The sequence below is a fragment of the Mycobacterium innocens genome, assembly GCF_900566055.1.
GTDB classification, from domain to species: Bacteria; Actinomycetota; Actinomycetes; order Mycobacteriales; family Mycobacteriaceae; genus Mycobacterium; species Mycobacterium innocens.
Map to the genome: position 1 here is coordinate 1 of NZ_UPHQ01000361.1, position 1,019 is coordinate 1,019.

General features: G+C 59.8%; 1 protein-coding gene. It reads left to right on the forward strand.

The annotated features are described in order from the left end of the window. Positions 1-1,019: IS1634 family transposase (locus tag EET03_RS29745; protein ID WP_122508874.1), on the forward strand; the 1,019-nt coding region annotated here is incomplete at both ends.

Genomic DNA, 1,019 nt, shown 5'->3' on the forward strand with positions numbered 1-1,019 from the left:
CTGGCGCGTCCACCGACGAGATCTACGCCGCGATGGACTGGCTCGTCGGGCGTCAAGACGCCATCGAAAAGAAATTGGTTGCTAAACACCTTGACCCGCGAGTCAACCCATCGAAGATGGCGTTATTTGACCTGTCGAGCACCTGGATGACCGGTAACCACTGCGAGTTGGCGGCACGCGGGTATTCCCGTGACGGCAAAAAGGGGTTGCCGCAAATCAACTTCGGGTTGCTCGGTGACCGGCAGGGCTGTCCGGTGGCGGTGCGGGTATTCCCCGGCAACACTGCTGATCCCAAGGCGTTCACCACGATCGTGGCAGATCTGCAAGCTACCTTCACGCTGGATAATCTGGTGATGGTGGGTGATCGGGGCATGATCACCACCGCCCGCATCAACGCCTTGCGTGAACTCAACGAAGCGGGAGCCGATTTCGGGTGGATCACCGCGCTACGCAACCCGGCGATCGCTGCGCTGGCCGCTGACCAAGGACCCTTGCAGATGAGCCTGTTCGACCACCAGGACTTGGTTGAGATCGCTCATCCCGACTATCCCGGTGAACGCCTGATCGCTTGCCGCAACCCATTACTGGCTGATCAACGTGCCCGCAAACGTGCTGCGCTGTTGGCCGCGACCGAGAACCTGTTAGAGCCCATCACCAAGCGGGTGGGGGCCGGCCGCCTGGCAGGGGCTGCTGACATCGGCAAGGCTGTGGGCAAAGTGTTGGGAAAGTACAAGATGGCCAAGCATTTTGACACCACCATCAGCGATGACAGTTTCAGCTACCACCGCAACCAAGACAACATCGACACTGAAGCCACCCTTGATGGCATCTACGTGATACGCACCAGCGTTGACGCCACAGAACTGACTCCAGCCGCCGTGGTGGAAAGCTACAAAGACCTCGCCAACATCGAACGCGACTTCCGCAGCATCAAAACCGACGACCTCCAAGTGCGCCCTGTGCGACACCGGCTCGAAGACCGAATCAAAGCCCACCTGCTGATCTGCATGCTGGCCCGC